General features: G+C 61.5%; 23 protein-coding genes. 19 read left to right on the forward strand and 4 right to left on the reverse strand.

Annotation, left to right across the window (positions count from 1 at the left end; genetic code table 11):
• Positions 1-26 precede the first annotated feature (26 nt).
• From E3O56_RS13840 to ureC, 16 genes are all read left to right on the forward strand, one after another.
• Entirely contained in the window at positions 27-1,409 is a 1,383-nt protein-coding gene (locus E3O56_RS13840) for a PepSY domain-containing protein (protein ID WP_248128431.1), read from the forward strand.
• A gap of 151 nt (positions 1,410-1,560) precedes the next feature.
• A complete protein-coding gene (locus tag E3O56_RS13845; protein ID WP_248128432.1) occupies positions 1,561-3,669 on the forward strand; it encodes a TonB-dependent receptor in 2,109 nt (702 codons plus the stop codon).
• The gene (locus tag E3O56_RS13850; RefSeq protein ID WP_078820168.1) at positions 3,669-4,457 is read left to right on the forward strand and encodes an ABC transporter ATP-binding protein; all 789 of its coding nucleotides are present in this window, start codon (positions 3,669-3,671) and stop codon (positions 4,455-4,457) included. Before E3O56_RS13845 ends, E3O56_RS13850 begins: the two co-directional genes overlap by 1 nt.
• Entirely contained in the window at positions 4,454-5,401 is a 948-nt protein-coding gene (locus E3O56_RS13855; protein WP_248128433.1) for an ABC transporter substrate-binding protein, read from the forward strand. Before E3O56_RS13850 ends, E3O56_RS13855 begins: the two co-directional genes overlap by 4 nt.
• Positions 5,398-6,408 carry an iron ABC transporter permease gene (locus tag E3O56_RS13860; protein ID WP_248128434.1) on the forward strand — a complete coding sequence of 337 codons (1,011 nt, stop codon included), beginning with the start codon at positions 5,398-5,400 and terminating at the stop codon, positions 6,406-6,408. The genes E3O56_RS13855 and E3O56_RS13860 overlap by 4 nt, the downstream gene beginning before the upstream one ends.
• Before the next feature lie 184 nt (positions 6,409-6,592).
• Positions 6,593-7,858, forward strand: a complete 1,266-nt coding sequence (gene urtA, locus E3O56_RS13865) for an urea ABC transporter substrate-binding protein (RefSeq protein WP_032878139.1) — start codon at positions 6,593-6,595, stop codon at positions 7,856-7,858.
• Between the two features lie 165 nt (positions 7,859-8,023).
• Positions 8,024-9,526: an urea ABC transporter permease subunit UrtB gene (gene urtB / locus E3O56_RS13870; protein WP_148852887.1), complete on the forward strand. Its 1,503-nt coding sequence runs from the start codon at positions 8,024-8,026 to the stop codon at positions 9,524-9,526.
• Positions 9,526-10,593, forward strand: a complete 1,068-nt coding sequence (gene urtC / locus E3O56_RS13875) for an urea ABC transporter permease subunit UrtC (RefSeq protein WP_032878142.1) — start codon at positions 9,526-9,528, stop codon at positions 10,591-10,593. The genes urtB and urtC overlap by 1 nt, the downstream gene beginning before the upstream one ends.
• A complete protein-coding gene (gene urtD / locus E3O56_RS13880) occupies positions 10,590-11,423 on the forward strand; it encodes an urea ABC transporter ATP-binding protein UrtD (RefSeq protein WP_248128435.1) in 834 nt (277 codons plus the stop codon). The genes urtC and urtD overlap by 4 nt, the downstream gene beginning before the upstream one ends.
• A 148-nt stretch (positions 11,424-11,571) precedes the next feature.
• Entirely contained in the window at positions 11,572-12,270 is a 699-nt protein-coding gene (gene urtE / locus E3O56_RS13885) for an urea ABC transporter ATP-binding subunit UrtE (protein WP_078820165.1), read from the forward strand.
• Between the two features lie 31 nt (positions 12,271-12,301).
• Positions 12,302-13,141, forward strand: a complete 840-nt coding sequence (locus E3O56_RS13890; RefSeq protein ID WP_032878148.1) for an urease accessory protein UreD — start codon at positions 12,302-12,304, stop codon at positions 13,139-13,141.
• A 159-nt stretch (positions 13,142-13,300) separates the two neighbouring features.
• Positions 13,301-13,603 carry an urease subunit gamma gene (ureA, locus tag E3O56_RS13895; protein WP_032878149.1) on the forward strand — a complete coding sequence of 101 codons (303 nt, stop codon included), beginning with the start codon at positions 13,301-13,303 and terminating at the stop codon, positions 13,601-13,603.
• Positions 13,604-13,612: 9 nt separating this feature from the next.
• Positions 13,613-14,125 (forward strand): GNAT family N-acetyltransferase, encoded by a 513-nt coding sequence (locus E3O56_RS13900; protein WP_248128436.1) that lies wholly within the window; start codon positions 13,613-13,615, stop codon positions 14,123-14,125.
• Between the two features lie 5 nt (positions 14,126-14,130).
• Complete coding sequence (locus E3O56_RS13905) at positions 14,131-14,664, forward strand: GNAT family N-acetyltransferase (RefSeq protein ID WP_223018727.1); 534 nt, start codon at positions 14,131-14,133, stop codon at positions 14,662-14,664.
• Positions 14,661-14,966 carry an urease subunit beta gene (locus E3O56_RS13910; RefSeq protein ID WP_032878152.1) on the forward strand — a complete coding sequence of 102 codons (306 nt, stop codon included), beginning with the start codon at positions 14,661-14,663 and terminating at the stop codon, positions 14,964-14,966. Before E3O56_RS13905 ends, E3O56_RS13910 begins: the two co-directional genes overlap by 4 nt.
• A 118-nt stretch (positions 14,967-15,084) precedes the next feature.
• Entirely contained in the window at positions 15,085-16,785 is a 1,701-nt protein-coding gene (gene ureC / locus E3O56_RS13915) for an urease subunit alpha (protein WP_078820161.1), read from the forward strand.
• Between the two features lie 45 nt (positions 16,786-16,830).
• Here the strand turns inward: ureC and E3O56_RS13920 are convergent, their stop codons facing one another.
• Complete coding sequence (locus E3O56_RS13920; protein WP_032878155.1) at positions 16,831-17,769, reverse strand: DnaJ C-terminal domain-containing protein; 939 nt, start codon at positions 17,767-17,769, stop codon at positions 16,831-16,833.
• Positions 17,770-18,007: 238 nt separating this feature from the next.
• Between E3O56_RS13920 and E3O56_RS13925 the strand changes: the two genes are divergently transcribed.
• Positions 18,008-19,276 (forward strand): Hsp70 family protein, encoded by a 1,269-nt coding sequence (locus tag E3O56_RS13925; protein ID WP_078820160.1) that lies wholly within the window; start codon positions 18,008-18,010, stop codon positions 19,274-19,276.
• Positions 19,277-19,359: 83 nt separating this feature from the next.
• Here E3O56_RS13925 and E3O56_RS13930 read toward each other — a convergent pair whose 3' ends face one another.
• The 3 genes from E3O56_RS13930 to E3O56_RS13940 form a co-directional block, all read right to left on the reverse strand.
• Positions 19,360-20,373: an AI-2E family transporter gene (locus E3O56_RS13930; RefSeq protein WP_032878157.1), complete on the reverse strand. Its 1,014-nt coding sequence runs from the start codon at positions 20,371-20,373 to the stop codon at positions 19,360-19,362.
• A 209-nt stretch (positions 20,374-20,582) separates the two neighbouring features.
• Positions 20,583-20,882 (reverse strand): PsiF family protein, encoded by a 300-nt coding sequence (locus E3O56_RS13935; protein ID WP_005784310.1) that lies wholly within the window; start codon positions 20,880-20,882, stop codon positions 20,583-20,585.
• A 71-nt stretch (positions 20,883-20,953) separates the two neighbouring features.
• The gene (locus tag E3O56_RS13940; protein ID WP_005784308.1) at positions 20,954-21,742 is read right to left on the reverse strand and encodes a helix-turn-helix transcriptional regulator; all 789 of its coding nucleotides are present in this window, start codon (positions 21,740-21,742) and stop codon (positions 20,954-20,956) included.
• A 97-nt stretch (positions 21,743-21,839) separates the two neighbouring features.
• On the opposite strand from E3O56_RS13940, the gene E3O56_RS13945 reads away from it, so the two are divergent.
• On the forward strand, positions 21,840-22,730 hold the full coding sequence (locus E3O56_RS13945) for a DMT family transporter (protein WP_228309285.1): 891 nt from the start codon (positions 21,840-21,842) through the stop codon (positions 22,728-22,730).
• A gap of 97 nt (positions 22,731-22,827) precedes the next feature.
• Positions 22,828-23,358, forward strand: a complete 531-nt coding sequence (locus E3O56_RS13950) for a ferritin-like domain-containing protein (protein WP_005784304.1) — start codon at positions 22,828-22,830, stop codon at positions 23,356-23,358.
• Positions 23,359-23,476 lie beyond the last annotated feature (118 nt).

Here is a 23,476-nt window from a genome sequence, read left to right on the forward strand (position 1 = left end):
ATCAAAAGCCTCATGCGGAGCAGCCGATGACCACACAAAAGATTTCCTTCTACAACCTGGCCTGGCGCTGGCACTTCTACGCCGGCCTCTTTGTCGCCCCTTTCATGGTGCTGCTGGCCCTGACCGGCATCATCTACCTGTTCAAACCCCAGCTCGACCCGCTGATGTACGGCCACCTGCTCACCGTCCCCACAGCCGAGCACGCTCTGAGCGCGGACGAACTGCTGCAACGCGCCAAAGACGCCTACCCCCAGGCCGCGATCAGCAAATACCTGCCGCCTGCCGACGCCACCAACAGCGCGCAGTTCGTGATGCACAACCAGGGCCGCGAGATCAGCGTATTCGTCGACCCGTATCGCGGCACAGTCCTGGGTGAGCAGGACGCCAAATACAACCTGCAGGCCATTGCCCGCGCCCTGCACGGCGAGCTGATGATCGGCACCACCGGCGACCGCCTGATAGAACTCGCCGCCGGCTGGGGCGTCATGCTGGTGGTGTCCGGCCTGTACCTGTGGTGGCCGCGTGGCAAGTCATCGGCTGGCATATTGTGGCCGCGCCTCAACAGCCGTGGCCGCTTGTTCTGGCGTGACCTGCACGCTGTCGCCGGCTTCTGGGGCGCGGCATTTCTGCTGGTCATGCTGCTCAGCGGCATGACCTGGACCGGTTTCTGGGGCAAGCAATACGCCGACCTGTGGAACACCTTCCCGGCGGCGATGTGGAACAACGTGCCGCAGTCCGACCAGCAGGCACGCGTGCTTAACACGGCCACCCAACAGACCGTGCCCTGGGCCATGGAAAACACGCCGATGCCGATGTCCGGCGACCACGCCGAACACATGAAGCATGGCGCCATGCACTCAGGCCCTGCCGCGCCAAGCGTGCGCCTGCAACAAGTGGTCGACCTGGCCAATGCGCGCGGCGTGGAGCCCGGCTACAGCATCGCCTTCCCCCCCACCGCCACGGGGGTATTCACCGTCGCGGTGTTCGCCAACGACCCGCGCAATGACGCCACCCTGCATGTGGACCAGTACACCGGCAAGGTCCTGGCCGATGTGCGTTGGGAACATTACAACCTGGTCGCCCGCGCCACCGAGACCGGCGTGATGCTGCATGAAGGCAAGATGTTCGGCTGGGTCAACCAACTGATCGTGCTGGTGATCTGCCTGATGATCCTGCTCAGTGCGGTCAGCGGCGTGGTGATCTGGTGGAAGCGTCGCCCTGCCGGTGGCGTGGGTGTTCCGCCGTTGCGTCATGACCTGCCAAAGTGGAAAACCGCGATGGTGATCATGCTGGGCCTGGCACTTGTTTTCCCGCTGGTGGGGGCGTCGCTGATCGTGGTGTGGGTACTGGATCGTCTGGTGCTGTCGCGCTTTTTTGGCCAAGGTGAATCCGCTTCAGGTTCCGCATGAAACAGGCGAGATGCCCAATCCAGGGGGCTTGTGTAGCCTTGCGCAGACTTTTGCCCCGCAGCCGATAAGTGTTAACTTATAACACTTTCTGCGCTATCGTTGCTCGCCGCGCCCTGCGGCGAGTACCTCTCAAGAAGCGACTGATCGACCGATGAACAACTACCTTGCGAGCGGCCTGTGCCTGCTCGCCCTGCATACCAACGCCCAGGCCCTGACCCTGCCCGCCAGCCCCATTACCGCACCGGCAGTGGATAGTGAGCGCGTTGACCTCAACACCCCGACCACCGCCGGTTCGCGCCTGAATCTCACAGCGCTGCAAACCCCCGGCAGCGTTGAAAGCCAGACCGGCGCCCAGATCCGCGAACGTGGCGACGCCAGCGTGCAGGACGCCATCTCCCGCGCCACCGGCATCAGCCGCACCGGCACGCCGGGCGACGGCGGCACCTCGTTGCAGGCCCGCGGCTTTACCGGCCAAAGCTCGGTTATGCAGCTGTACGACGGCAACCGCATGTACACCGGCATGGGCACCTCGACCTTCCCGGTGGACAGCTGGGCAGTGGAGCGGGTGGACGTGCTGCGCGGCCCGGCCTCGGTGCTGTACGGCGAAGGCGCCACCGGCGCGGTGATCAACACGATCTCGAAAAAACCCTTTGCGGGCGAGATCGAAAACCATATCCGCCTTGGCTACGGCTCCTACGACCGCCAGCAGCAAGCCCTCGACAGCGGCGGCTCGCTGACCGACACCTTGAGCTACCGCTTGAACCTCAACCGCCTGCGCAGCAACGGCTTCATCGACCGTGGCGATTCCAGCAGCGATTTCGTCAGCGGCGCCCTGCGCTGGCAACCAGCCGACAACCTGAGTTTCACCCTGGCCAGCGACTACGGTGATCAGCGCCCACAAAACTACTTCGGCACGCCCCTGGTCAACGGCCAGTTGCACAAGGGCCTGCACGACAAGAACTATAACGTCAGCAACGACACCCAGCACTACAACGACCAGTGGACGCGCCTGACCAGCGAGTGGCAACTCAACGACAACGTCAGCGCCACCAACGAGCTGTACTACCTGAAAAACCAGCGTCGCTGGCAGAACGCCGAGAACTACAATTTCACCAACGGCCAACTGACCCGCAGCGGCAACTTCGGTATCAAGCACGATCAGGAACAGGTGGGCGACCGCCAGACCTTCACCTTCAAGCACACCCTGTTCGGCCTCGATAGCCAGACCGTAGCGGGCGTGGAATACAACCGCATTCGCTTTCGCCTGGCGAGCAACACGCCATTTAATGATGTGTCGGGAACCGGCCAACCCATCGACCTGTATCACCCGGCGCCCGCGCCGTTTGCCAGTAAAGACCCGTTCAAACCGGTGTTTTCCACTACGACCAAAACCTTCGCAGGTTTTGCTGAAAACCGCTTGCAGTTGACCGACCAACTCACGCTGATCACCGGTATCCGCCGCGACTACGCGCATATCGACCGCGACGACCTGCGCACTGGCGGCCAATCCGACAAAACCCTCACCGGCAATAACTGGAAAGCCGGTCTGGTCTACGCGATCACCCCGGACACCTCGGTCTACGGCCAGTACGCCACCAGCACCGACGGCGTCGGCGGGCTGATCTCCCTGAGCCCGAGCCAGCAACAGTTCGACCTGTCTACCGCCAAGCAGACCGAGGTCGGCATCAAACAAGCGTTCTGGGGTGCCCGCGGAGAATGGACCCTCGCCGCCTACCACATCGTCAAAAAGAAACTGCTGACGGATGTGCCGGGTGAGCCGGACTTCAAACAGCAAGTCGGCCAACAATCCTCCAACGGCCTGGAAGCCAGCCTCGACTTGCAACTGCCCCACGCCTGGCAGTTGCAAGCCAACGCCGCCGTCGTGCGGGCGCAGTACGACGATTTCAAACAAGACGTCAACGGCGTACAGGTCTCCCGCGACGGCAACCGCCCGGTGGACGTTCCGCGCCGCACCGCCAACCTGTGGCTGAGCAAGGCCGTGACCGACAACGTGCGTGCCGCTGCCGGTGTGCGTTACGTCGACGCACGCTATGCCGATATGGCCAACCAGAGCGAGCTGCCGAGCTATACCGTGGTCGATGCCACGTTGTCGTGGAAAGCCATGCGCGACACCACGCTGGGCCTGCAACTCAATAACCTGTTCGATCGCACTTATGCGGTCAGCCAATACAACGATGGGCAGCAGTGGATTCTAGGTGTACCTCGCTCCATGTTCATTACCGCGGACTACACCTTCTAATGACCTCACTCACCCTCACCGACCTGGCTTGGACTCCACCCGGCCACAACCACTGCCATCACCAGTTCCAACTGCGTGACGCCAGCCTGCGCGTCGGTGCCGGGGAGTTTGTCGGGCTGATCGGGCCTAACGGCAGTGGCAAGACCAGCCTGTTGCGCTGCGCCTATCGGTTCACCCGGCCAGAACACGGTGATGTATCGCTTGCGCACCAGAATGTCTGGAAGCAAAGCGCAAAGTGGTGCGCGCAACGCATCGCCGTGGTGCTGCAGGAGTTTCCCGATACCTTCGGCTTACGCGTGGATGAGGTGGTCGCCATGGGGCGCACACCCCACAAGGGTTTGTTCGACAGCGACACACTGCACGACCAGCAACTGATCCTTCAAGCGCTGGAATCGGTGGGCATGCAAGGCTTCGAGGACCATGCCTTCGCGACCCTGTCCGGCGGTGAAAAACAGCGCGTCATCCTTGCCCGCGCCCTGGCCCAGCAACCGCAACTGTTGATCCTTGACGAGCCGACCAACCACCTCGACCCGCGTTATCAACTTGAGTTGCTCAGGCTGGTCAGGCGTTTGAACATCGGCACCCTGGCCAGCATCCACGACCTCAACCTGGCCGCCGCCTTCTGTGATCGCCTGTACGTGATCCACCACGGGCGCATCGTCGCCAGCGGCACGCCCCACGAAGTGCTGACCGCCGCGTTGCTGCGCGACGTGTTTGGCGTCGAGGCCTTGATCGACACTCACCCCTTGGACGGCTACCCACGAATCACTTGGATAACCCAGCCATGATCCTGCGCGTCCTGCTGTCTCTGCCTCTGTTGCTCGGCACGGCCCATGCTCTCGCCGAAAACACCCGATACCCGCTGACCATCAAAAGTTGCAACCGCGCCGTAACCTTCCAGCAAGCCCCACAACACGCGGTCAGCCACGACATCAACATGACCCAGATGATGCTCGCCCTGGGCCTCAAGCCACGCATGGCCGGCTACAGCGGCGTGACCGGCTGGAAGTCAGTACCGCCGCAAATGGCCACGCTCCTCGACGGCCTGCCGGAACTGGCGAGCAAGTACCCGTCGGTGGAAACCCTGCTCAACGCCAACGTGGATTTCTTCTTCGCCGGCTGGGATTACGGTATGCGCGTGGGCGGCGACCTCACGCCGTACACCCTGCAACCCTTGGGCATCAATGTGTATGAGTTGACCGAGTCATGTGCGTTCGTGATGAAGCGCCCAGCCGCAAGCCTCGACGATACCTATAACGACCTGCGCAACCTGGGCAGGATCTTCGACGTGCAGGATCGCGCCAATACCCTTATCGCCCAGATGCAGGCGCAAGTGGCCGAGGTGCAAAAAGACCTGCCCGCCGACAAGCCACGGGTGTTCCTTTACGACAGCGGCGAAGACCGCGCCATGACCTCGGGCCGCCTGGGCATGCCCCAGGCGCTGATCGACGCCGCCGGCGGGCGCAACATCCTCGATGACATCGACGCCAGCTGGACCCGAGTCAACTGGGAAACCGTCGTTGAGCGCAACCCACAAGTCATCGTGATCGTTGACTACAGCGAGGTCACCGCCGAACAGAAGAAACAGTTCCTGCTTGACCACCCTGCACTGCAATCGGTGGAGGCCATCAAGCACCAGCACTTCATCGTGATCCCCTATATGCAAGCCACACCAAGCATCGACAACGTGCTAGCGGTTGAAACCCTGGCCAAGGGGTTTCACGGCGAATGATCACCCGTCACTACGTCCTGTTATTAAGCGCCCTGGGTGCCTTGTTGCTGGTCTCCTGCGTGATCTCCCTGGGGTTCGGTTCGGCGCAGGTGCCAGTGGACGTGGTGTGGCGAATTTTGCTGAACAAGGTGTTCGGCTTGGGTGTGGTGGACTGGAGTGTGGGCCAGGAACATATCGTCTGGCTGATCCGTGTGCCGCGTATGCTACTGGGGGCGCTGGTAGGCGCCGGGCTGGCACTGATTGGCGCGGTACTGCAGGCGGTCACGCGTAACTCGCTGGCCGACCCGCACCTGCTCGGTGTGACCTCCGGCGCCACCCTCGGCGCGGTGATCGTGGTGCTGCATGTGGGTGAAATCATCGGCCTGCTGACCTTGCCCCTCGCCGCCTTTATCGGTGCACTGCTGAGTATGTTGGTGGTGCTGGCCGTAGCCAGTCGCAACGGTCGCCTGGAAAGTGATCGCCTGCTGCTGTGCGGTGTAGCGGTGTCGTTCGTGATGATGGCGGTGGCCAACCTGTTGCTGTTCATGGGTGACCACCGCGCCGCCTCGGCGGTGATGTTCTGGATGCTCGGCGGCCTGGGACTGGCCCGCTGGGAACTGCTGGCAATTCCCGCCACCACGGTGCTGCTGGGGTTGCTGTTGCTGCTCGGCATGGCCCGCCCGCTCAACGCATTGATGGCCGGTGAGCAGACCGCCGTGACCCTCGGTTTGAACGCACGCAATGTACGCTTGAAAGTCTTCCTGGTCGCCTCGCTGATGACCGGCGTGCTGGTGTCCATCAGCGGCTCTATCGGCTTTGTCGGGCTGATGGTGCCGCACATCGCCCGGCGCCTGATAGGTGCCGAACACCGGCGTTTACTGCCAGTGTGCGTGCTGCTGGGCAGTGTGTTCCTGGTGTGGGTCGATGTCGCCGCACACACACTGATAGCGCCCGAAGACTTGCCGATTGGCGTGGCGACGGCGGCGATTGGCGGGCTGTTTTTTATCGGTTTGATGCGCAAGCGTTGAGCGCGCCCCGTTGTAGCGCACAGCCACGCACCTGGCAGACCGACCCGCCATTTCATGGTGCATTTCCCATGCGCTGACCTGGGCGAAGCGACCATTTCATGCCTTTTTCCGACTCGGCACAGCGCTTGCAATCACCTGCTCAACTTTCCCCTCATAACAGTGTTGAGTCCACGGAGATCGCACCATGCAGCGTCGCAGCTTGATCAAGGCTTTCACTTTGTCGGCATCCATTGTCGCCATGGGTTTGACCTGGACCGTCCAGGCCGCCGAGACCATCAAGGTCGGCATCCTGCACTCGTTGTCCGGGACCATGGCGATCTCCGAAACCTCGCTTAAAGACATGGCGCTGATGACCATCGACGAGATCAACGCCAAGGGCGGCGTGAACGGCAAGATGCTCGAACCAGTGGTGGTGGACCCGGCGTCCAACTGGCCGCTGTTCGCAGAAAAAGGCCGGCAACTGTTGACCCAGGACAAGGTTGCCGTGGTGTTTGGCTGCTGGACCTCGGTGTCGCGCAAATCCGTATTGCCGGTGTTCGAAGAACTCAACGGTTTGCTGTTCTACCCGGTGCAATATGAAGGCGAAGAGATGTCGCCTAACGTGTTCTACACCGGTGCGGCGCCGAACCAGCAGGCGATTCCGGCAGTGGAATACCTGATGAGCGAAGAAGGCGGCAGTGCCAAGCGCTTCTTCCTGCTGGGCACCGACTACGTGTACCCGCGCACCACCAACAAGATCCTGCGCTCGTTCCTGCATTCCAAAGGTGTGGCGGATAAAGATATCGAAGAGGTCTACACCCCGTTCGGCCATGCCGATTACCAGACCATCGTCGCCAACATCAAGAAATTCTCCGCCGGCGGCAAGACTGCGGTGGTCTCCACCGTCAACGGCGATTCCAACGTGCCGTTCTACAAAGAGCTGGCCAACCAGGGCTTGAAAGCCACCGAAGTACCGGTGGTGGCGTTCTCGGTGGGCGAAGAAGAACTGCGCGGCATCGACACCAAACCACTGGTGGGCAACCTGGCGGCGTGGAATTACTTCCAGTCGGTAGAGAACCCGGTCAACCAGAAATTCGTCGCCGACTGGAAAGCCTACGCCAAGAAGCACAACCTGCCGGGCGCAGACAAAGCCGTGACCAACGACCCGATGGAAGCCACCTATGTGGGCATCCATATGTGGGCCCAGGCGGCAGAGAAAGCCAAGTCCACCGACGTCGACAAAGTGCGCGAAGCCCTGGGCGGCCAGACCTTCGCCGCACCGTCGGGCTTTACCCTGACCATGGACAAGACCAACCACCACCTGCACAAGCCGGTGATGATCGGCGAGATCCAGGCTGATGGGCAGTTCTCGGTGGTGTGGCAGACCGAAGCACCGATTCGGGCACAGCCATGGAGCCCTTACATCCCGGGCAATGACAAGAAGCCGGATTACGCGGTGAAGAGCAACTAAAGCCCCACGACTCTAATGTAGGGCATGGTCAATGTGGGAGCTGGCTTGCCTGCGATGCAAACAACTCGGTGTGCCTGACACACCGCAGCGATGCCATCGCAGGCAAGCCAGCTCCCACAGACAACCAGCGCCCCCACTGTCCCCGCATGATCAGGACATTTTTGTATGCCCACTGCCCTCCACCGCTTCATCCTCGCCGTGCTGCTATTGCTGCCTTTGGCCGCACACGCCAGCGATGCCGAAGACTTCATCAACGCCAACCCGATGCAACAAGCCAAGCTGCTCCAGGACTGGGCCGCCCAGCCTGACCCGGCGCGCATCGAGCTGGTGGATGCCCTGCAACAAGGCCAACTTAACGTCAACGGCGAAACCAAGACCGTACGCCTGAACAACCGTCTGCGCGGCCTGATCGACAACGTCCAAGCCAGCCAGCAACTGCTCGCCGCCGATCCCAAGGTTCGCCTGGCGGCAGCTCGAACCCTGCAAAAAAGCGCTGTGCCTGCGCAGTTGAAATTCCTCGACCAGCAGGTCGCCGCCGAAACCGACGAGGATGTGCACAGCGCCCTCAGCCTGGCCCTGGCCAACCTGCAACTGGTGGACACCGACCCTGCGGTGCGACTGGCCGCCGTGCGTCTGCTCGGCAGCACCGGCGACCCGCTGGCACGCACGCGCCTCGAAGCGCTGCTCGCGCCGGGCGTGGAAACCGATGCCGCCGTGCACACCGCCGCCGAAACCAGCCTGGCCCAGGTCAAACGCAAACTGATGGTCGGCGAGATCCTCGGGCAGGCGTTCAGCGGCATGTCGCTGGGCTCGATTCTATTGCTGGCGGCACTGGGTCTGGCGATCACCTTCGGCCTGCTCGGCGTGATCAACATGGCCCATGGCGAGATGCTGATGCTCGGCGCCTACTCCACCTATGTGGTGCAGCTGATGATGCAGCGCTATGTGCCCCAGGCCATCGAGTTCTACCCGCTGATCGCGCTACCGGTGGCGTTCTTCGTCACCGCCGCCATCGGCATGGCCCTGGAACGCACGGTGATTCGTCACCTCTATGGCCGACCACTGGAAACCCTGCTCGCCACCTGGGGCATCAGCCTGATGCTGATCCAACTGGTACGCCTGGTGTTCGGCGCGCAGAACGTCGAAGTGTCCAACCCCGCCTGGCTGTCCGGCGGTATTCAAGTACTGCCCAACCTGGTGCTGCCGTACAACCGCATCGTCATCATTGCCTTCGCGCTGTTCGTGGTGGTGCTCACCTGGTTGTTGCTGAACAAGACACGCCTGGGCCTTAACGTGCGCGCCGTCACCCAGAACCGCAACATGGCCGCCTGCTGCGGCGTGCCCACCGGGCGCGTGGACATGCTCGCCTTTGGTCTGGGCTCCGGCATCGCAGGCCTTGGCGGCGTGGCCCTGAGCCAGATCGGCAACGTCGGCCCGGACCTGGGCCAGAGCTACATCATCGACTCGTTCCTGGTGGTGGTACTCGGTGGCGTCGGCCAGTTGGCCGGTAGCGTAATGGCAGCCTTCGGCCTGGGTATCGCCAACAAGATTCTTGAACCGCAAATCGGTGCCGTGCTCGGCAAGATCCTGATCCTCGCGCTGATTATTCTGTTTATCCAGAAACGCCCGCAAGGACTCTTCGCACTGAAAGGACGGGTGATCGACTGATGAACCAGCCATTGATGCTTACGGCTACGCAAAAGGCCGGCCCCAAGGTGACGATCGCCGTCGGCGTGGTGATCCTGTTCCTGCTGCTGGCGCTGCCACTGTGTTCGCTGCTGGCGCCGGACAATCCACTGCATGTATCGGCCTACACCCTGACGCTGGTGGGCAAGATCCTCTGCTACGCCATCGTCGCGCTCGCGCTGGACCTGGTGTGGGGCTATGCCGGGATGTTGTCCCTGGGCCACGGTCTGTTCTTCGCCCTGGGCGGTTATGCCATGGGCATGTACCTGATGCGCCAGGCGTCGGGCGACGGGTTGCCGGCGTTCATGACCTTTTTGTCCTGGACCGAATTGCCCTGGTACTGGGCGGGCACCGACAACTTTCTCTGGGCGCTGTGCCTGGTGGTGCTGGCCCCGGGAGTGCTCGCGCTGGTGTTCGGTTTCTTCGCCTTCCGCTCACGGATCAAAGGCGTGTATTTCTCGATCATGACCCAGGCCCTGACCTTTGCCGGAATGCTGTTGTTCTTTCGCAACGAGACCGGCTTTGGCGGCAATAACGGCTTTACCAACTTTCGCAGCATCCTGGGCTTTGGCATTACAGAACCTGGCACACGGGCGGTGTTATTTGTGGCCACGGTGCTGTTGCTGGTAGCCAGCCTGTACATCGGCTGGCGCCTGGCGCAGAGCAAGTTCGGCCGCGTGCTGACCGCCTTGCGCGATGCCGAGAACCGCCTGATGTTCTGTGGTTACGACCCGCGTGGCTTCAAGTTGTTCGTGTGGGTGTTGAGCGCAGTGTTGTGCGGGTTGGCGGGGGCGCTGTATGTGCCGCAGGTGGGCATTATCAACCCCAGCGAAATGTCGCCGACCAACTCCATCGAGGCCGCCGTATGGGTCGCCCTCGGCGGGCGGGGCACACTGATCGGGCCATTGCTCGGCGCTGGGGTGGTCAACGGCATGAAGAGCTGGTTCACGGTGGCGTTTCCCGAGTACTGGCTGTTCTTCCTGGGGGCGCTGTTCATCATCGTCACCCTGTACCTGCCCAAGGGCGTTATCGGCCTGCTGAAGAAATGAGGAACGTCATGCTTGAACCTATTTTCGATGCGGGCAGCGGCCGCGATGCGATCGGTATCGGCCAGGCCGCAGGCAAAGGGCTCAACACCCGCCACGGCACCATCCTGACCCTGGAAGATATCAGCGTCAGCTTCGACGGTTTCAAAGCGTTGAATGACCTGAACCTGTATATCGGCGTCGGCGAATTGCGCTGCATCATCGGTCCCAACGGCGCGGGCAAGACCACGCTGATGGACGTGATCACCGGCAAGACCCGGCCCAGCCACGGCAGGGCCTGGTTCGGCGAAACCCTGGATCTGACCAGCATGAGCGAAGTGAAAATCGCCCAGGCCGGTATCGGCCGCAAGTTCCAGAAACCCACGGTGTTCGAAGCCCTCAGCGTGTTCGAAAACCTTGAGCTGGCGCAGAAGACCGACAAGTCGGTGTGGGCCAGCCTGCGGGCGCGCCTGAGTGGCGAGCAAAAAGACCGCATCGATGAAGTACTCGACACCATCCGCCTGACCGCCTCGGTGCATCGGCCCGCGGGTTTACTGTCCCACGGTCAGAAGCAGTTCCTGGAAATCGGCATGTTGCTGATGCAAGACCCGCAACTGTTGCTGCTCGACGAACCGGTGGCCGGCATGACCGACGCCGAAACCGAATTCACTGCCGAACTGTTCAAGCGCCTGGCCGGCAAGCATTCGTTGATGGTGGTGGAGCACGACATGGGCTTTGTCGGCTCCATCGCTGATCACGTCACCGTGTTGCACCAGGGCAGCGTATTGGCCGAAGGGTCGCTGGAACAGGTGCAGGAAAATGAGCGGGTGATCGAGGTCTACCTCGGTCGCTAACGCTGACACGAACTGCTTTATGTGGGAGCTGGCTTGCCTGCGATGGCGTCACCTCAGTGTCACACAAACACCGAGTCGCCTGCATCGCAGGCAAGCCAGCTCCCACATTTGATCCGGTTCCCGCAGGGGGATTGAAGAGGTATTGAGAATGCTGCAAGTCGACAAACTGCACCAGTACTACGGCGGTAGCCACATCCTGCGCGGGCTGTCCTTCGACGTGAAAATCGGCGAAGTCACCTGCCTGCTCGGCCGCAACGGCGTGGGCAAGACCACCCTGCTCAAGTGCCTGATGGGCTTGCTGCCGGCCAAGGAGGGCGCGGTAAATTGGGAAGGCAAGGCCATCACCGGCTTCAAGCCGCACCAGCGTGTCCATGCCGGGATCGCTTATGTGCCTCAGGGCCGGGAGATTTTTGGCCGGCTGACGGTGGAAGAAAATCTGCTGATGGGGCTGTCGCGCTTCCCCGGTTCCGAAGCCAGGGAAGTGCCCGCGTTCATCTACGAGCTGTTTCCGGTGTTGCTGCAGATGAAGCATCGACGCGGCGGCGATTTGTCCGGGGGCCAGCAGCAACAGTTGGCGATTGGCCGCGCCCTGGCCAGCCGCCCGCGCCTGCTGATCCTCGATGAGCCCACCGAAGGTATCCAGCCGTCGGTGATCAAGGAGATCGGTGCGGTGATCAAGAAGCTTGCCGAGCGTGGCGACATGGCGATCCTGCTGGTGGAGCAGTTCTACGACTTCGCTGCCGAACTGGCCGACCACTACCTGGTGATGTCACGCGGTGAAATCGTGCAGCAGGGCCGCGGTGAAAATATGGAGAGCGAAGGTGTACGCGGCCTCGTAACCATCTAATCTGTGGCGTCACGACATTAAGCCAAAAACCATGAACCTGCCCGTTTCCCCTGCCCTGTTCACCCCCAGCTGGCACGCCGCGCTGGAACTCGGCTACGCGCGTTTCGGCGACACCACGCGCCCGGTATTGCGCCGCCACCTGGGCCCGCTGCGCGTGCAAAAGCACCTGTACGCCGAAGGCCCCCAGGTGTGCCAGCACATCATCGTGCACCCGCCCGGCGGAATTGCCGGCGGCGATCGCCTGGACATCAGCGCCCACGTCAGCGCCGGTGCATGGGCGCAGTTGACCAGCCCCGGCGCCGCCAAGTGGTACCGCGCCAGCGGCCCGGCATTTCAGCAACTTGAGTTGACCGTCGAGGCCGGCGCGACCCTGGAATGGCTGCCCCAGGAAACCATCGTGTTCAGCGCCGCCCAGGCCGAACTCACTACGCGCATCGAGCTCTCGGGCGATGCGCGGTTGTTCTACTGGGACGTGGTCGCCCTGGGGCGCCCGGCCAGCGGCGAGCGGTTCGACCTCGGCCACTTTCAATCACACCTGGATATTCGCCGCGACGGCCAGTTGCTCTGGCATGAGCGCCAGCGCATTGTGGGCGCCGATGGGTTGCTGGATTCGCCCATCGGGCTGGATGGGCAGCCGGTGTTTGCCACGTTGCTGGTGACGGGTGAGGTCGATCCTGAATTGCTTGAGCGTTGCCGCTCGCTGCCCCACGCGGTGCGCGGAGATTTGACCCAACTGCCTGGGTTGCTGGTGGCGCGTTGTCTGGCCGAGGAAGCGCTGTTGGCGCGGGGGTGGTTGATTGATTTATGGCGGCTGTTGCGCCCGGCAGTGCTGGGGCGAGAAGCCGTCGCACCACGAATCTGGAGCACATGAAGATCAACAAGTGAAACTGAGTTTATGTGGGAGCTGGCTTGCCTGCGATGGCGGTGTGCCTGATACACCGCTATCGCAGGCAAGCCAGCTCCCACACCGGCCTGTTTCCACAGGGGATCTGCGGTGTTTTTATGAATGCTGTTTGAAGGACCTTGAACCATGGATTTGACCCCACGGGAAAAAGACAAACTGCTGATCTTCACCGCCGGCCTGGTGGCCGAGCGCCGCTTGGCGCGCGGCGTGAAGCTCAACTACCCGGAAACCATCGCCTATATCTCGGCCGCGCTGATGGAAGGCGCTCGCGATGGCCGCACCGTGGCCGAGTTGATGCACTTCGGCACCACCTTGCTCAGCCGCGAGCAAGTGATGGAAGGCATCCCGGAAATGATCCCGGATATCCAGGTGGAAGCCACCTTCCCCGATGGCACCAAGCTGGTGACTGTCCACCAGCCAATCGCGTGAGGCCCGGCCATGATTCGTGATGCTACCGAGCAAGACCTGCCGGCGATCCGCGACATCTACAACGACGCGGTGCTCAACACCACGGCGATCTGGAACGAACAACCGGTGGACCTGGCCAACCGCCAAGCCTGGTTCAGCGCACGCCAGGCGCAGCAGTACCCGATCCTGGTCGCGGTGGAAAACGACGAAGTCACCGGCTACGCCTCATTCGGCGACTGGCGACCTTTCGAAGGCTTTCGCTACAGCGTCGAACACTCGGTGTACGTGCGCAATGACCAGCGCGGCAAAGGCCTCGGTCCACGCCTGATGCAGGCCCTGATCGAGCGCGCCCGCAGCTGCGGCAAGCACGTCATGGTCGCCGCCATCGAAAGCGGCAACCTGGCCTCGATCCGCCTGCATGAGCGCCTGGGTTTCACCATTACCGGGCAGATGCCTCAAGTGGGCATCAAGTTCGGCCACTGGCTGGACCTGACCTTTATGCAACTGACCTTGAACCCGGGCGCCGAACCGCCCAAGGAGTGAGATCGATGAACGCTGCACAACTGCGTCGAGTCAATGCTGAAAGTTTTGCCCATTACCGCCTGGGCTTGATCGAGTTGTTGCTGGACGCGGTGCAGCATGGCGCGTCGGTGGGCTTTATGGCCGACTTCGATGAGGCCCAGGCCCGCGAGTATCTGGCCGGCGTGCAAGCCGGTATCGAAGACGCCAGCCTGCTGTTGTGGGTGGTGGTACGTGAAGAACGGGTAGTCGCCAGTGTACAACTGGCGCTGTGCCAAAAGGCCAATGGCCTCAACCGCGCCGAAGTGCAAAAGTTGCTGGTGCACAGCAGCGCCCGCCGCCATGGCCTGGGCCAGCAATTGATGCACAGCCTGGAGCTCGCCGCACGCCAGCACAAGCGCGGCCTGCTGTATCTGGACACCGAGGCCGGCTCCGGCGCCGAAGCCTTCTATCAGTCGCTGCGCTACATCAAGATCGGTGAGCTGCCCGATTACTGCCAAAGCCCGGACGGGCGCTACAGCCCGACCGCCATCTACTACAAGACCCTGGGGCAACCGGCATGATTCCTGGTGAATATCAGATCCAGCCTGGCGAGATCGAACTGAATGTCGGCCGCCGCACCGTCACCTTGAGCGTGGCCAATAGCGGCGACCGGCCGATCCAAGTGGGCTCGCATTACCATTTTTTCGAGACCAATGACGCGCTGGAATTTGACCGTTCAGCGAGCCGCGGTATGCGCCTGAATATTCCGGCAGGCACGGCGGTTCGGTTTGAGCCGGGGCAGCGTCGGGAGGTGGAGTTAGTCGATTTGAGCGGCGGACGCCGGGTGTTCGGGTTTGCCGGTCGGATTATGGGCGACCTCTAGGGCCTCATCGCAGGCAAGCCAGCTCCCACCTTTTGACAGTGCTCACAAATCAAAATGTGGGAGCGGGCTTGCCCGCGATAGCGATCTCACATTCAACACAATTAATCAGGGCAACCACATGAAAATCAGCCGCCAAGCCTACGCCGACATGTATGGCCCAACCGTCGGCGACAAAGTCCGCCTGGCCGACACCGAGCTGTTTGTCGAAGTCGAACAGGACTTCACCGTCTATGGCGAAGAAGTCAAATTCGGCGGCGGCAAGGTGATCCGTGACGGCCAGGGCCAGAGCCAGTTGCTCGCCCATGAGGTAGTGGACACCCTGATCACCAATGCGCTGATCATTGACCACTGGGGCATCGTCAAGGCTGACGTTGGCTTGAAGAACGGTCGCATCCATGCCATCGGCAAGGCCGGCAACCCGGATATCCAGCCCGGCGTGACCATGGCCATTGGCGCCAGCACCGAAGTGATCGCCGGTGAAGGCATGATCCTCACCGCCGGCGGCATCGACTCCCATGTGCACTTCATCTGCCCGCAGCAGATCGAAGAAGCACTGACCAGCGGCGTCACCACCATGATCGGTGGCGGCACCGGGCCGGCCACCGGTACCAACGCCACCACCTGCACGTCGGGTCCGTGGCACCTTGCACGGATGCTGCAGGCCAGTGATTCGTTCCCGATGAACATCGGGTTCACCGGCAAGGGCAACGCCAGTTTGCCCGAGCCGTTGATCGAGCAGGTCAAGGCCGGTGCCATTGGTTTGAAGCTGCATGAAGACTGGGGCACCACGCCCGCCAGCATTGATAACTGCCTGAGCGTCGCCGACCAGTACGATGTGCAGGTGGCGATCCACAGTGACACGCTCAACGAGTCGGGCTTCGTCGAAACCACCCTCGCCGCGCTCAAGGGCCGCACCATTCACACTTACCACACTGAAGGTGCCGGTGGCGGCCACGCACCTGACATCATCAAGGCGTGCGGTTACCCGAACGTGCTGCCCAGTTCTACCAACCCGACGCGGCCATTCACCCGCAACACCATCGACGAGCACTTGGACATGCTGATGGTGTGTCATCACCTGGACCCGAGCATCGCCGAAGACGTGGCCTTCGCCGAGAGCCGCATCCGCCGCGAGACCATCGCCGCCGAAGACATCCTGCATGACCTCGGCGCGTTCTCGATGATCAGTTCAGACAGCCAGGCCATGGGCCGTGTCGGCGAGGTGATCACGCGCACCTGGCAGACCGCCGACAAGATGAAAAAACAGCGCGGCCCACTGCCAGGTGACGGCCCCGGCAACGACAACTTCCGCGCCAAGCGCTACATCGCCAAGTACACCATCAACCCGGCGATCACCCACGGCGTGAGCCATATCGTCGGTTCCGTCGAAGTCGGCAAATGGGCGGACCTGGTGTTGTGGCGCCCGGCGTTTTTCGGTATCAAGCCGACCCTGATCCTCAAGGGCGGCGCGATTGCGTCGAGCCTGATGGGCGATGCCAACGCCTCGATTCCCACACCGCAACCGGTGCATTACCGCCCGATGTTCGCCAGCTTCGGCAGCTCACTGCACGCCACCAGTCTGACGTTTATCAGCCAGGCGGCACAGGACGCCGGCCTGCCCGAGGCCCTGGGATTGAAGAAGCAGATTGCAGTGGTCAAGGGCTGCCGCGATGTGCAGAAAAGCGACCTGATCCACAACGATTACCTGCCGGATATCGAGGTTGATCCGCAGACCTATCAGGTCAAGGCCGATGGCGTACTGCTGTGGTGTGAACCGGCTGAAGTCCTGCCGATGGCGCAGCGATATTTCCTGTTCTAGCTCAAACTCATGTGGCGAGGGAGCTTGCTCTCTCGCCACAGGACCTTAGAACTGCTCGCGTGGGTTAAAAGCGGCTTTTTGCGCCAGCTCCTGCCACAACGCTTTCACATCCTCATTGCCCGCAGGGGGCATGACCGCCTTCAACTGGATGAACAGGTAGCCACGTTGCCCGGCCTTGTTCAGCAAGCCATGGCCCTTGGCGCGCATACGCTGGCCATTCTGGCTGCCGGCAGGCACCTTGAGGTTGATCTTGCCGGTCAGGGTCGGCACTGCCACTTCCGCACCCAAGGCCAACTCCCACGGGGCCAGCGGCAGGTTGATGACCAGGTTCTCGCCATCGACCTCGAACTTGGGGTGCGGCGCAAACTTGATGATCAGGTACAGGTCGCCATTGGCGCCACCGCCAATGCCTGGCGCGCCCTGGGCCTTGAGACGGATGCGCTCGCCGTCGGCTACACCGGCGGGGATCTTCACATTCAGGCTCTTGACGCTATTGCTGACATGCCGGCCAGAGGCGTCGTATTGCGGCACCTGAAAGCTGATCTGCTTGGACTCGGCCGACAGGGTTTCCTCAAGGGAGACCGACAGCTGCATCTCCACATCCTGGCCCTTGCGCCCGGTAGGACGACGTTGGCCACCACCAAAAGCATCGCCGCGCGAGCCAAAGATCGAGCTGAAAAAGTCCGAGAAATCGCCCGCGTCCTGGCCTCCGCCAAAGCCGCCACGGCTCTGCCAGCCCGGCGGGCCCTGGAACGGCTGGCCATGCTGGCCGTATTTGCGCAATTCGTCGTACTCGGCTCGCTTGTCGGCGCTTTTAAGCGCTTCATAGGCTTCGGACGCGTCCTTGAATTTCTCTTCGGCGTCTTTTTCCTTGCTCACATCGGGGTGATATTTGCGCGCGAGCTTGCGATAGGCAGCCTTGATTTCCTTGTCATCGGCCGTCGGCTCGACACCCAGAATCTTGTAGTAATCTTTGAAATCCATCGACGGTTCACCATCCTTTATCGAGATCGCACTGCCCGGGGCGCAACGTGCGCTGGTTTGCACCTGGTGAGGGTTGCGGCCTGGGGGTACGTCAAAGTGTTATCGGCATCAGCCGTATGCAACAGATGTGGGGGCAAATCCCGTACTTTCAAGCACGATTTAACGGATGGTTGGCCTACGCAAGCGCTTGCGACTGGCATACACTGCGCGGCCGTTTTTAAACCGGAACCCGATAGACATGAAAAACCCATCCCCAGCCCGTGCCTGCGGCATTGACTTCGGCACGTCCAACTCCACCGTCGGCTGGATCCGCCCCGGCATGGAAACGCTGATCGCGCTGGAGGACGACAAAATCACCCTGCCGTCGGTGGTCTTCTTCAACTTTGAGGAGCGCCGCCCGGTGTACGGTCGCTTGGCGCTGCACGAATACCTGGAGAACTACGAAGGCCGCTTGATGCGCTCGCTCAAGAGCCTGCTGGGTTCCAAGCTGATCAAGCACGACACCAGCGTGCTTGGCACTGCAATGCCTTTTACCGACCTGCTGGCGCTGTTTATCGGCCAACTCAAGAGCCGCGCCGAAGCCAACGCGGGGCGTGAGTTCGAAGAAGTGGTATTGGGCCGCCCGGTATTCTTCGTCGATGACGACCCGATGGCCGACCAGGAAGCCGAGAACACCCTGGTGGACGTGGCGCGCAAGATCGGCTTCAAGGACATCTCGTTCCAGTACGAACCGATTGCGGCGGCGTTCGACTACGAGTCCACCATTGAAAAAGAGGAGCTGGTGCTGATCGTCGACATCGGCGGTGGTACCTCCGACTTCTCCCTGGTGCGCCTGTCGCCGGACCGCCGTCACAACGACAACCGCCAGAGCGACATCCTCGCCACCGGTGGCGTGCACATCGGCGGTACCGACTTCGACAAGCAGCTGTCCCTGGCCGGCATGATGCCGCTGTTCGGCTACGGCAGCCGCATGAAGAGCGGCGCCTACATGCCTACCAGCCATCACATGAACCTGGCGACCTGGCACACCATCAACTCGGTGTACTCGCAAAAGTCCCAGCTGGCCCTGGGCAGCATGCGCTACGACATCGAAGACACCGGCGGCATCGACCGCCTGTTCAAGCTGATCGAACAGCGCGCCGGGCACTGGCTGGCGATGGAAGTGGAAGAAACCAAGATCCAGCTGACGCAGGCAGACAGCCGCCATGTGCCACTGGACCGTATCGAAGCCGGCCTGAGCGTGGACCTGAGCCGGGCGCTGTTCGAGTCCTCCATCGACAACCTGCTTGAACGCGTGCGCGGCAGTGTCACGCAACTGCTCAATGACGCCTCGGTGAGCGTGGCCCAGGTGGACACGGTGTTCTTCACCGGTGGTTCCAGCGGCATCCCCGCGTTGCGCCACAGTATCTCGGCGATGCTGCCGAATGCGCGGCATGTGGAAGGCAATATCTTTGGCAGTATCGGCAGCGGGTTGGCGATTGAAGCCAGCAAGCGTTATGGGTCTTAAGCGGTAAGTTTTCAGCTGCAAGCGGCAAGTAAAAGCCAATCTGCTTCCACTTGCCGCTTGCAGCTTGTAACTCGCATCTGCGCCTAAACCATCCCACCCAACTTCAGCTCACTCTTCAGATACGCATAATAAATCGGCCCCGCCACCACCCCCGGCAAACCGAACGCGGCTTCAAACACCAGCATCGCCAGCAGTAACTCCCACGACTTGGCACTGATCTGCCCGCCGACGATGCGCGCGTTGAGGAAGTACTCGACCTTGTGGATCACGATCAAATACCCCAGCGCCGCTACCGCCACCCAGATCGACAGCGACAGCGCGACGATGGTGATCAGGGTGTTGGACATCAGGTTGCCGATCACCGGCAGCAAGCCGAGCAGGAAGGTCAGCACGATCAGGGTTTTGGTCAGCGGCAGGTGGATGCCGCACAGCGGCAGCACCACGGCGAGAAACACGGCGGTGAAAGCCGTGTTGAGCGCGGCGATTTTGATCTGGGCGAAGACGATGTTGCGAAACGCCTGAACCAGCAGGTGCAAACGGTCGAACAGCGCGGCGGCCAGGGGTTTGCGTTTGGTCAGGTCGGGCACCCGTTGCAGGGCGATGATGGCGCCGAGCACCATGCCGATCAGCAAGGTGACGAACATATGGGCGGCGTCTTTGCCGACCAGTTGCAGTTCGCTCAAGTGCTTGCTCATCCAGTCGCCGATGGCCACGCGAAACTCGGCGGCGCTGGCGGGCAGGTAGGCGTCGATGAACGGCGGTAACTGGCCGCGTGCGCGGTCGACCACGCCCATGAATTTATCCAGGGAAGCCCCGGGGTTTTCAGCTTCGTGGAGCAGGAAGCTGATGGCGCCGGCGAAGATCAAGGTGAGTACGCTGACGATCAGGGTGCCGAGCAAGGCCACCGCCAGCCAACGGGCGCGCCGGCCTTCGATCAGTCGTTGCAGTTGGGGGGTGAGCATGTTGACCAGTTCATAGACCAACAGGCCGGCCAGCAGGCTGGGCAGCAACTTCAGCGGCAGCACCAGCAGCAACCCGCCGAAAATGATGATGTAACTGGCCAGCAACAACACATGACGCTGAGAAAACGTTGGCATACAGCCTCAAAACGAACGGCGTTAAAGGATGGGCAGTCTGCCAGCGTTGCAGGCATCAAGCGAGGGGGGACGACTGTGAATGCGATCAAGTGTGGGAGGGGGCTTGCTCCCGATTACGGAGGATCAGCCAATGAATCGATTGACTGACACGGCGCTATCGGGAGCAAGCCCCCTCCCACATTTGATCTGCAGCGCCTGCGAAATCGTGATTAACCTTTGAGGCAGGTGCTCATGAATGTTTTACGCGCATCGCCGGTCAACGCTTTGGTTTTAGCCGACGCATTGCAGTCCTTCATCTTCTGCTGCTGCGGCGTCAGGGTCTTGGCATCGTTGGCGGCAGGCGCCGACAGGCAGGTCTTCATGAAGGCCTTGCGGTCATCGCCCTTGAGGGTCTTGGTGGTGGCTTCGGCATTGCAGGTGGTCATTTTGTTCTGCTGGGCAGTGGCGGCAAAACCTTGTGAACACAACAGCAGGCCCATCATCAACAACGGAATACGCAGCATCTTCATGGAGTTTTCTCCCTGTTACCGTGCCGACGGGCACGGCCTACAGCGCAGTGTAGTCAAAAGCTGTTACAACTTCACCGGCCACGAATATTCGTCCGTCGGTAGTGCTCCGGGGTGCAGCCAGCATGGCGTTGGAACATGGCGATAAATGCCGAGGCGGTGCTGTAGCCCAAATCAAACGCCACGTGCTGCACGCTGCGATCACTGTCCAGGGCTTCGATGGCCGCCAGGTAGCGCAGGCGCTGGCGCCATTCACCAAAACTCATACCCAGCTCGCGCACAAACTGACGCGCCAGGGTGCGTTCGCTCACATGTACCTGCTCAGCCCATTGCCCGAGCGGGCGATTGTCGGCGGGCTGCGCCTGCATACCTTCCAGCACCCCCAGCAGCCCGGGGTGGCGGGCGTAGGGCAGGAAGCCATCATGGATCGGCGCCTGCTTGAGTTGGTCCACCAGCACCTGGGCCAGGCGGATATCCGCGTCCGATTGCGGGATATTCACGTCGCGCTGGGCGAAATCGCTGAGGATGGCCTTGAGAATATCGCTGATCGTCAGCGTGCACGGCGCTTGCGGCAGCTGCTCGCAGAGCGTCGGCGCCAAGCCCACCGAACGATAGACAATCGCCTGGGCGTTGTAGGAGCTGTGTTCGGTGTTGGGCGGGATCCACACCGCGTACTGCGGCGGCGACATAAAACGGCTGCCAGCCACCTCCATGCGCATCACGCCGTTGGCTGAATAGTCCAACGACCCCCAGCTGTGCCGGTGCGGTGTGCACTCGGTATCGGGTGCGAAATCGGAATAGCGAAAGTACACAGGGCTCGGCAGGCGGGGGAAATCCGCCAGGCGTACGGTATGTCGGGGCATGTTGTCTGGATTCAGAGGTCGGTTGTCTGGATCGCAGTATAGGCTTCGATCCAGACAGGGGATAATCGCGCCTCGTCAATACACTGGGTTTCTTTCGATGCAATACGCGTATCCGCTGCTGGCCATCTTTATCTGGGCCGGCAACACCGTGGTCAACAAATTGGCCGTGGGCTCGATTTTCCCGGCTGAAATCGGCTTTTACCGCTGGCTGTTCGCAGCACTGCTGTTCACCCCGTTCATGCTCAAGCCGGTCGTTGCCAACTGGGCGCTTATCCGTCCCAACCTGGGCAAGATCTTCATCCTCGGCGTGCTGGGCATGGCGGTGTATCAAAGCCTGGCCTATTACGCCGCCACGCTGACCAGCGCCACTAACATGGGCATCATTCTCTCGCTGATGCCGCTGATGGCGTTGACCGCCGCGATTATCAGCCTGGGGCAACGCCTGACCTTAGGCGCGCTGACCGGCGCGGTGCTGTCGTTCGCCGGTGTTGTGGTGGTGGTATCGTCCGGCAGCCTGGGCGCGCTGTTGCAACACGGGGTCAACCTGGGTGACGGCATGATGCTGGTGGCGACGCTGGCTTATGCGGTCTACAGCACCCTGCTGAAAAAATGGCAACTGCGCCTGCCACCGTTGGTGCTGCTGTATTTGCAGGTGCTGGTGGCGGTGGTGGTGCTGCTGCCGCTGTACCTGTTCTCGGCCAAGGCCGGTTTGGGCTGGACGAATATTCCGCTGGTGCTGTACGCCTGCCTGCTGGCTTCAATGCTGGCGCCGCTGGCGTGGATGCACTCGGTGAAGACCCTGGGGCCAAGCCGTACCACGCTGTTTTTCAACCTGCTGCCGTTGATTACCGCACTGATCGCAGCAGTGGTGTTGAAGGAAGAGTTGGCGCTGTATCACCTGGTGGGTGGCTTGCTGACCCTGGGTGGAGTGATCCTGTCGGAGCGCTGGACCACACCGGTCAGACGTGCTCATGACACATCCTGTTAAATCCGATAAAACTTTTCGCCTGGCCCGGGACTCACAACCTATAGCGATCACGCCGGCAGAGCGTGGCGTACAACCGGATTAGCCCCAGGAGATTGAAATGACTGAAGCACACTTGACTGACATTGCGACCCTGCGCAGCCGCGCCCGCCAGAATGTCGAAAACGGTGCCGTGACCGAAGGCTACGACGCCGACCGTCAGGAAATCATCCGCCTGCTCAACGAGTCGCTGGCCACTGAGCTGGTTTGCGTGTTGCGCTACAAGCGTCACTACTTCATGGCCAACGGCCTGAAAGCCAGCGTGGCTGCCGATGAGTTCCTTGAACACGCCACCCAGGAAGCCGAGCACGCCGACAAACTGGCCGAGCGTATCGTGCAACTGGGCGGCGAGCCGGAGTTCAACCCCGACCTGCTGTCGAAGAACTCCCACGCTCAATATGTGGCAGGCAACTCGCTCAAAGAGATGGTCTACGAAGACCTGGTAGCCGAGCGCATCGCGGTGGACAGCTACCGTGAAATCATCCAGTACATCGGCGATAAAGACCCGACTACCCGTCGCATCTTCGAAGACATCCTGGCCCAGGAAGAAGAGCACGCCGATGATATGGCGGATATTCTGCAGGACCTCTGACAGGTCGCAGTTCAAACCCCAGGTGCAAGCCGAGCGCTTCCACCTGGGGTTTTATTCTGTCTATATGCCCACCACCGACCTGTCAGGTTTGACAGTAGATTTTCCAGCGCACCAGCGC

Origin of the sequence: Pseudomonas sp. W2Aug9 (assembly GCF_023127755.1) — a bacterium.
Taxonomy (GTDB): Bacteria; Pseudomonadota; Gammaproteobacteria; order Pseudomonadales; family Pseudomonadaceae; genus Aquipseudomonas; species Aquipseudomonas synxantha_A.

Bases quoted from the DNA above. Each gene is read 5' to 3' on its own strand.
- E3O56_RS13840 (WP_248128431.1), top strand. From the start codon at position 27: ATGACCACACAAAAGATTTCCTTCTACAACCTGGCCTGGCGCTGGCAC.
- E3O56_RS13845 (WP_248128432.1), top strand. From the start codon at position 1,561: ATGAACAACTACCTTGCGAGCGGCCTGTGCCTGCTCGCCCTGCATACC.
- E3O56_RS13850 (WP_078820168.1), top strand. From the start codon at position 3,669: ATGACCTCACTCACCCTCACCGACCTGGCTTGGACTCCACCCGGCCAC.
- E3O56_RS13855 (WP_248128433.1), top strand. From the start codon at position 4,454: ATGATCCTGCGCGTCCTGCTGTCTCTGCCTCTGTTGCTCGGCACGGCC.
- E3O56_RS13860 (WP_248128434.1), top strand. From the start codon at position 5,398: ATGATCACCCGTCACTACGTCCTGTTATTAAGCGCCCTGGGTGCCTTG.
- urtA (WP_032878139.1), top strand. From the start codon at position 6,593: ATGCAGCGTCGCAGCTTGATCAAGGCTTTCACTTTGTCGGCATCCATT.
- urtB (WP_148852887.1), top strand. From the start codon at position 8,024: ATGCCCACTGCCCTCCACCGCTTCATCCTCGCCGTGCTGCTATTGCTG.
- urtC (WP_032878142.1), top strand. From the start codon at position 9,526: ATGAACCAGCCATTGATGCTTACGGCTACGCAAAAGGCCGGCCCCAAG.
- urtD (WP_248128435.1), top strand. From the start codon at position 10,590: ATGAGGAACGTCATGCTTGAACCTATTTTCGATGCGGGCAGCGGCCGC.
- urtE (WP_078820165.1), top strand. From the start codon at position 11,572: ATGCTGCAAGTCGACAAACTGCACCAGTACTACGGCGGTAGCCACATC.
- E3O56_RS13890 (WP_032878148.1), top strand. From the start codon at position 12,302: ATGAACCTGCCCGTTTCCCCTGCCCTGTTCACCCCCAGCTGGCACGCC.
- ureA (WP_032878149.1), top strand. From the start codon at position 13,301: ATGGATTTGACCCCACGGGAAAAAGACAAACTGCTGATCTTCACCGCC.
- E3O56_RS13900 (WP_248128436.1), top strand. From the start codon at position 13,613: ATGATTCGTGATGCTACCGAGCAAGACCTGCCGGCGATCCGCGACATC.
- E3O56_RS13905 (WP_223018727.1), top strand. From the start codon at position 14,131: ATGAACGCTGCACAACTGCGTCGAGTCAATGCTGAAAGTTTTGCCCAT.
- E3O56_RS13910 (WP_032878152.1), top strand. From the start codon at position 14,661: ATGATTCCTGGTGAATATCAGATCCAGCCTGGCGAGATCGAACTGAAT.
- ureC (WP_078820161.1), top strand. From the start codon at position 15,085: ATGAAAATCAGCCGCCAAGCCTACGCCGACATGTATGGCCCAACCGTC.
- E3O56_RS13920 (WP_032878155.1), bottom strand. From the start codon at position 17,769: ATGGATTTCAAAGATTACTACAAGATTCTGGGTGTCGAGCCGACGGCC.
- E3O56_RS13925 (WP_078820160.1), top strand. From the start codon at position 18,008: ATGAAAAACCCATCCCCAGCCCGTGCCTGCGGCATTGACTTCGGCACG.
- E3O56_RS13930 (WP_032878157.1), bottom strand. From the start codon at position 20,373: ATGCCAACGTTTTCTCAGCGTCATGTGTTGTTGCTGGCCAGTTACATC.
- E3O56_RS13935 (WP_005784310.1), bottom strand. From the start codon at position 20,882: ATGAAGATGCTGCGTATTCCGTTGTTGATGATGGGCCTGCTGTTGTGT.
- E3O56_RS13940 (WP_005784308.1), bottom strand. From the start codon at position 21,742: ATGCCCCGACATACCGTACGCCTGGCGGATTTCCCCCGCCTGCCGAGC.
- E3O56_RS13945 (WP_228309285.1), top strand. From the start codon at position 21,840: ATGCAATACGCGTATCCGCTGCTGGCCATCTTTATCTGGGCCGGCAAC.
- E3O56_RS13950 (WP_005784304.1), top strand. From the start codon at position 22,828: ATGACTGAAGCACACTTGACTGACATTGCGACCCTGCGCAGCCGCGCC.